6 protein-coding genes are annotated in these 6,304 nt (G+C 63.9%); 2 read left to right on the plus strand and 4 right to left on the minus strand.

What is annotated here, in order from left to right; genetic code table 11:
* The first annotated feature begins 210 nt into the window (after nucleotides 1-210).
* Nucleotides 211-678, plus strand: coding sequence for an NINE protein (locus HV770_RS21295; protein WP_121315366.1), 468 nt, complete (start codon nucleotides 211-213; stop codon nucleotides 676-678).
* A gap of 16 nt (nucleotides 679-694) precedes the next feature.
* Here HV770_RS21295 and HV770_RS21300 read toward each other — a convergent pair whose 3' ends face one another.
* Nucleotides 695-1,849 (minus strand): PA0069 family radical SAM protein, encoded by a 1,155-nt coding sequence (locus tag HV770_RS21300; protein ID WP_175162705.1) that lies wholly within the window; start codon nucleotides 1,847-1,849, stop codon nucleotides 695-697.
* Nucleotides 1,850-1,949: 100 nt separating this feature from the next.
* Entirely contained in the window at nucleotides 1,950-2,438 is a 489-nt protein-coding gene (locus HV770_RS21305) for an Lrp/AsnC ligand binding domain-containing protein (RefSeq protein WP_175162706.1), read from the minus strand.
* Between the two features lie 169 nt (nucleotides 2,439-2,607).
* Here HV770_RS21305 and HV770_RS21310 point away from each other — a divergent pair, with 169 nt between their 5' ends.
* Nucleotides 2,608-3,894 (plus strand): D-amino acid dehydrogenase, encoded by a 1,287-nt coding sequence (locus HV770_RS21310; RefSeq protein WP_175162707.1) that lies wholly within the window; start codon nucleotides 2,608-2,610, stop codon nucleotides 3,892-3,894.
* Nucleotides 3,895-4,016: 122 nt separating this feature from the next.
* Here HV770_RS21310 and HV770_RS21315 read toward each other — a convergent pair whose 3' ends face one another.
* The gene (locus tag HV770_RS21315) at nucleotides 4,017-5,807 is read right to left on the minus strand and encodes an acyl-CoA dehydrogenase (protein WP_175162708.1); all 1,791 of its coding nucleotides are present in this window, start codon (nucleotides 5,805-5,807) and stop codon (nucleotides 4,017-4,019) included.
* 108 nt (nucleotides 5,808-5,915) lie between these two features.
* The coding region (locus HV770_RS21320; RefSeq protein ID WP_217468630.1) for an electron transfer flavoprotein subunit alpha/FixB family protein at nucleotides 5,916-6,304 on the minus strand (389 nt) is incomplete at its 5' end.

Consider the following 6,304-nt stretch of genomic DNA (forward strand, 5'->3'; position numbering starts at 1 on the left):
ACCGCCCGCTCCCTTCTCCGGTAAAAAGCAGCCGCGCGCCGCCAAAGCGTCCGGCTGCCCGACAACTCGCGCCAATTCACACCGCGATCCTTATAGCCATCCACCTGCCGCCACATGACCCCCGGTCCGCGGCGGGCGTAGAATGCGCGTCGGTCCGCGCCCAACGGCGCGCCGCTCCTCTCGAGCGCCTGTCACTCTGTCCACGCCTACATGTCCACCCTTGTCTCGACTTCCCCGCGCTTCAGATCCAAGACGATTACCGCCGCGCTGGCGTTCCTGCTGGGCAGCCTCGGCGCCCACCGCTTCTATCTGTACGGCAAACGTGACATTTTCGGCTGGGCCCATCTACTCGGTACGCTGATCGGCATTCCCGGCGTCATGCTGCTCGTGGCGAGCGAGCGGGCTTCGATCCTCGGCTGGGTCCTGGCCTTTCTCGGCGCCGTTTCGCTGCTGGCTGCGTTTCTCGCCGCAATCGTCTACGGGCTGCGTCCGGACGAAAAATGGGACGCGCAGTTCAACGCGCAGACGCAACGCAAGAGCCGCTCCGGCTGGACCGTGGTGTTCATCGTAATCTTTTCACTGCTGATCGGCGCGTTCCTGCTGATGACCGGCCTTGCCATTTCGTTCCAGACTTACTTCGAAAGTCAGGTGGAAGCGGCCAAAGCGATCTCGCAATGACCGGGCGCGCGCCGCGCTAAAAGAGCCTCAGCTGCGGATTGTCGCGCACCGGCTCTTCGGCCCGCGCCAGCGCCGGCTCGATGCGGCGGAAGTGCGACATGTCGAGAATGCCGCGGTCGCGCCGGTTCAAGCCCAAACGGCGCACGGCGTTGTGAAATCGCTGCTTGAGCAGATCCGCCCATAAGCCCTCCCCCTTCATTCGCGCGGCAAAGGACGAGTCATAGTCCTTGCCGCCGCGCATATCGCGCACGCGGCTCATCACGCGGTCTGCGCGGTCGGGAAAATGCGCGGCCAGCCAGTCCTTGAACAGCGGCGCCACTTCCCACGGCAGACGCAATACGATGTAGCTCGCGTTGCTCGCACCGGCCTCGGCGCAAGCCTCTAGCACGCGCTCCATATCCGGCTCGGTGACGAACGGGATCACCGGCGCGATGCTCACGCCGACAGGGATGCCCGCTTCGCTCAGCGTGCGGATAGTGCGCAACCGGCGCGAGGGCGTCGCCGCGCGCGGCTCGAGCGTGCGCGCGATATCCGCGTCCAGCGTGGTGATCGTAATGGCCGCCATGAATTGCCCGCGCGCGGCCATGGGCGCGAGCAGATCGATATCGCGCTCGATCAGCGACGATTTGGTGATGGCCGCAAACGGGTGGTGGCGTTCGCTGAGCACCTCGATCACTCTGCGCGTGACGCGCAAGTCGCGCTCGGCGGGCTGCCACGCGTCCGTGTTGACGCCCAATGCAATTGGTTCGGGTACATAGGACCTCTTCGACAGTTCCCGTTCGAGCAACTCAGGCGCATTGATCTTCGCGTAGATCCGGCTTTCGAAGTCGAGCCCCGGCGAGAACCCCAGATAACTATGCGTAGGCCGCGCGAAGCAATAAATACAGCCGTGTTCGCAACCACGATAGGGATTGAGCGACACACCGAACGGAATATCCGGCGACGCGTTGCGCGTGAGAATGGACTTGGCGTGCTCCTCGAAGACCTGCGTGCGCAAGACTTTGGGCTCGTCGCCTTCTTCGCCCTCGGCCGGCTGCCAGCCGTCGTCCACCGCTTCGCGCTGGTCGACTTCGTAACGGCCTTGCAGGTTCGTCACCGCCCCACGCCCCTTGCGAGGCGCGGGCGGTGCGATCGGAAATTCGCGAGCGGAAGGGGTATCGGAGTTAGCCACGGCCAAGGGTCACGCAAAACAGAAAACGGCGCACAACACCTGTATAAATATACAGTGTTTACGCCTTTTGTCGAGCGAGTATTCGTGACAAGGCGGCTGGCTAATCTCCTACCGCGATCGTCAGCGTTTCCTTGATCTCTTCCATCACCACATAGCTCTTTGACTGCACCGCGCCCGGCAGTTGCAGCAGGATGTCCCCGAGCAGCTTGCGGTAGTCGGCCATTTCGCCGATGCGCGCCTTGATCAGATAGTCGAAGTCGCCCGACACGAGATGGCACTCGAGCACCTCGGGTATCTTCTGCACTTCGCGTCGGAACTGGTCGAACATGTTGCCGCTTTTGTGATCGAGCGTGATCTCGACGAACACCAGCAGCGCCGCGCCCAGTTCGGCGGGATTCACGCGCGCGTGGTAGCCGGTGATCACGCCGTCGCGCTCCATCCGTTTGACCCGCTCGATGCACGGCGTCACCGACAGCCCAACCTGCTCGGACAGGTCCTTCATAGCCATCCGGCCATCCTGCTGAAGCAGCCGCAGGATCTTGTGATCGAGTTTGTCGAGGGACCGGACGGGCTGGCGCTGTGTACGCATGATGTTTTTGCTGGAAATCCTGAAAATACAATAACAAAACCTGCCTGACTGTTAATAGTATAGCGGTTAACACTGGGCGCTCCGCGTTATACCTCGTGAATCGAATGAAACCGAACCAATCGACGAGCGCACGCCCTCCAACCTTTTTGCAAGTATCCCAGGAGCAGCTATGCGAGTCGTCGTTTTGGGCAGTGGCGTCGTCGGGGTGACGACCGCGTATTACCTGGCGCGTGCCGGTCATGAAGTGACCGTGATCGACCGCGAGGCCGGCCCGGCGCTCGAAACCAGTTTTGCCAATGCCGGGCAGATCTCGCCCGGCTACGCGTCGCCGTGGGCGGCGCCCGGCGTGCCGCTGAAGGCCGTCAAGTGGATGTTCCAGAAGCACGCGCCGCTCGCGATCCGTCTCGACGGCACGCAATTCCAGTTGCAATGGTTGTGGCAAATGCTGCAGAACTGCACGTCGGCGCGCTATGCGGTGAACAAGGGCCGCATGGTCCGCCTCGCCGAATACAGCCGCGACTGCCTGCAGGCACTGCGCGCCGATACCGGCATCCAGTACGAAGGCCGCACTGGCGGCACGCTGCAGGTGTTCCGCACGCAGCAGCAATTCGACGGCGCCGCGAAAGACATCGCCGTGCTGCAGGAAGCCAACGTGCCGTATGAACTGCTGTCGGCGGCAGAGCTCGCGCAAGCCGAGCCGGCGCTCGCCGCGGTTTCGCACAAACTGACCGGCGGCCTGCGCCTGCCGGGCGACGAAACCGGCGACTGCCAGATGTTCACCACGCGCCTCGCCGCGCTGGCCGGGCAACTGGGCGTCCAATTCCGCTACAACACGCCGATCGACGCGCTGGCGATGGCGGGCGACCGGGTCGCAGGCGTGCAATGCGGCGGCGAACTGGTGCGCGCGGATTCGTTCGTGGTCGCGCTGGGTTCGTATTCGACCCGGTTCCTCGCGGGCCTCGTAAAGATTCCGGTGTACCCGCTCAAAGGCTATTCGATCACCGCGCCGATCGTCGACGAAGCGGCCGCGCCGGTGTCCACCGTGCTCGATGAGACCTACAAGATCGCGATCACGCGTTTCGACAACCGGATTCGCGTCGGCGGGATGGCGGAGATCGTCGGCTTCGACAAGTCTTTGCGCGAGGCGCGCCGTGCCACGCTGGAACTGTGCGTGAACGACCTGTTCCCGGGCGGCGGCGACACGTCGAAGGCCACGTTCTGGACCGGATTGCGTCCGATGACGCCGGACGGCACGCCGATCGTCGGTCGCACGCCGGTGGCGAACCTGTTCCTGAACACCGGTCACGGCACGCTGGGCTGGACCATGTCGTGCGGTTCGGGCCAGTTGCTGGCCGACGTGATGTCGGGCAAACAGCCCGCCATCAAGGCGGACGATCTGTCGGTACACCGCTATCTCGGCGAGACCGGCGGCGCGCATCGGCCGGCTTATGCCTGACGCCCGGCAAGCGGTCGCGCCGATCGAACATCGCGCGCGCACCGCTGCAATAAAAACAAACGGCGCCTCACGAGGCGCCGTTTGTTTTTTTCAGGCCGACGCATCCGGCCACAAGTGTGGCGTCAGAACTGATCGTCCGACAAAGCCAGCACGCTCTCCCCACCCTTCGCACTGACAATCGACGCTTCGAGCGCCGCTGCCTGCGGCAGCACGTGCTCCGCATAGAACTGCGCGGTCGCGATCTTAGCGCCGTAGAACGCCGGATCTTCGTCGCGTCTGTCGGCCGCCACGAGCAGCGCGCGCGCCATCTGCCAGCCGCCCAGCACGATACCCGCGAGCTTCAGATACGGCACGCTGCCGGCGAACACCGCGTTCGGATCGCTCTGCGTATTCGCCAGCACGAAATCGACTGCCGCACTCAGCGAACGATGGCCCTGCGCCAGATACCGCTTCATCGAGTCGAACGCCGGGCCCTGCTTCGCGCCGAGCGCGTCAATCGTTGCGGCGATGTCCGCGAGCAGCGACTTGGCCACCTTGCCGCCATCACGTACGGTCTTGCGGCCGATCAGATCATTGGCCTGGATCGCGGTCGTGCCTTCGTAGATCGGCAGAATGCGCGCGTCACGATAGTACTGCGCGGCGCCGGTTTCTTCGATGAAGCCCATGCCGCCATGCACCTGCACGCCGAGGCTCGTCACGTCGATCGACAGTTCGGTGCTCCAGCCCTTCACGATCGGCACGAGGAATTCGTAGAGCGCCTGATGCGCGGCACGCGTTGCGTCGTCCGGATGACGATGCGCGATGTCGCAATGCGACGCGGCGACATAAGCCAGCGCGCGCGACGCTTCGGTGAGGCCGCGCATCGTCGCGAGCATACGGCGCACGTCCGGGTGCTGGATGATCGCGACCGACTGTTTCGCGGAGCCGTCCACCGGGCGGCTTTGCACGCGGTCCTTCGCGTACGCGACGGCCTTCTGATACGCGCGGTCCGATATGCCGACACCCTGCATACCCACCGCGAAACGCGCCGCATTCATCATGATGAACATGTATTCGAGCCCGCGATTTTCCTCGCCGATCAGGTGACCGATCGCACCGCCGTGATCACCGAACTGCAGCACCGCGGTCGGGCTCGCCTTGATGCCGAGCTTGTGCTCGATCGACACGCAATGCACGTCGTTGCGCTCGCCGAGCGAGCCGTCTTCATTGACGAGAAACTTCGGCACGATGAACAGCGAAATGCCCTTCACGCCTTCGGGCGCATCCGGCGTGCGCGCCAGCACGAGATGGGCGATGTTCTTCGCCATGTCGTGCTCCCCCCACGTGATGAAAATCTTCGTGCCGAACAGCTTGAACGAACCGTCGCCCTGCGGCTCGGCGCGCGTGCGCACCAGCGCAAGATCGGAGCCGGCCTGCGGCTCGGTCAGGTTCATCGTGCCGGTCCATTCACCGGAAATCAGCTTCGGCACATAGGTCTGTTTTTGCGCTTCGGTGCCGGCGGTGAGCAACGCTTCGATCGCGCCATCGGTCAGCAGCGGACACAACGCGAAAGACAGGTTCGACGCGTTGAGCATCTCGACGCAGGGCGTGGCGATCAGCTTCGGCAATCCCTGACCTTCATAGTCGAGCGGATGCTGCACGCCTTGCCAGCCGCCTTCGGCGAACTGGCGGAAGGCTTCCCTAAACCCCGGCGTCGCGGTGACGACGCCATCCTTCCAGCTGCTCGGGTTACGATCGCCCTCGACGTTCAGCGGCGCCAGCACTTCACCGCACAGTTTCGCCGACTCGTCGAGCACGGCCTGAGCCGTGTCGAGGTTCGCGTCCTCGAAGCCCGGTAGTGTCGCAATGCTTTCGAGACCGGCCAGTTCTTTCATCACGAACAGCATGTCCTTGATGGGCGCGGTGTAGGCCATTCTGGTTCTCCTCCTGTCTAGATAAAAAAAGGGCGCCGGACTTGATCGGTCCCGCGCCCTTCGTGTGCGGCCAGACGCCTTGTTCCCGGCGCTGTGGCGCTGCGGCGATTAGCCGAGCTCGCTAACCAGTTCCGGCACGAGCGTGAACAGATCCCCCACCAGACCATAATCGGCGACGCTGAAAATCGGCGCTTCCGGATCCTTGTTGATCGCGACGATGACCTTCGAGTCCTTCATGCCGGCCAGATGCTGGATCGCGCCCGAGATGCCCACGGCCACGTACAGTTGCGGCGCGACGATCTTGCCGGTCTGGCCGACCTGGTAGTCGTTCGGCACGAAGCCCGCATCCACGGCGGCGCGCGAGGCACCCAGCGCCGCGTTCAGCTTGTCGGCCAGCGGTTCGAGCACCTTCGTGTAGTTCTCGCCGTTGCCCAGACCGCGGCCGCCCGAGACGATGATCTTCGCCGACGTCAGTTCCGGACGGTCCAGCTTCGTCA

It is taken from the genome of Paraburkholderia fynbosensis, from assembly GCF_902859935.1.
GTDB classification, from domain to species: Bacteria; Pseudomonadota; Gammaproteobacteria; order Burkholderiales; family Burkholderiaceae; genus Paraburkholderia; species Paraburkholderia fynbosensis.

What these genes read in the sequence shown, in the direction of transcription:
- HV770_RS21295 (WP_121315366.1), top strand. Translation starts at nt 211, where the DNA reads ATGTCCACCCTTGTCTCGACTTCCCCGCGCTTCAGATCCAAGACGATT.
- HV770_RS21305 (WP_175162706.1), bottom strand. Translation starts at nt 2,438, where the DNA reads ATGCGTACACAGCGCCAGCCCGTCCGGTCCCTCGACAAACTCGATCAC.
- HV770_RS21310 (WP_175162707.1), top strand. Translation starts at nt 2,608, where the DNA reads ATGCGAGTCGTCGTTTTGGGCAGTGGCGTCGTCGGGGTGACGACCGCG.
- HV770_RS21315 (WP_175162708.1), bottom strand. Translation starts at nt 5,807, where the DNA reads ATGGCCTACACCGCGCCCATCAAGGACATGCTGTTCGTGATGAAAGAA.